1 pseudogene is annotated in these 279 nt (G+C 64.2%); it reads right to left on the bottom strand.

The features are described 5' to 3' along the window. Positions 1 to 279: pseudogene (locus EN853_RS33715) on the bottom strand (IclR family transcriptional regulator); the annotation flags it as partial.

Genomic DNA, 279 nt, shown 5'->3' with positions numbered 1-279 from the left:
GTCCGGTCGGCGAGGAACGGGCACAGCGACGGAAAAGTTCGAGACGTTCGGCTTCCGGCAGATGCCCGACGAGCAGACGTCCGGACGCCGTCCAGTTCAAGGGAACGCGGGTGCCGACACGGGACGCGACCTGAAAATGGCTCGGTCCATCCGCCATGGCCAATACCAGCATATGGTCGCCATCGCGGCCGCAAAGCTGCACAGTCTCGCCCGCATGGCGGCAGAGATCGTGCATTTCGTGGGTGGCGACACCCATGAAATCGAGCGAGCGGGCATAGG

The organism is Mesorhizobium sp. M1C.F.Ca.ET.210.01.1.1, from assembly GCF_004791585.1.
Classification (GTDB): Bacteria; Pseudomonadota; Alphaproteobacteria; order Rhizobiales; family Rhizobiaceae; genus Mesorhizobium.
Note: the sequence above shows the minus strand (reverse complement) of the source record. Positions and strands in the feature narration are given on the sequence as shown.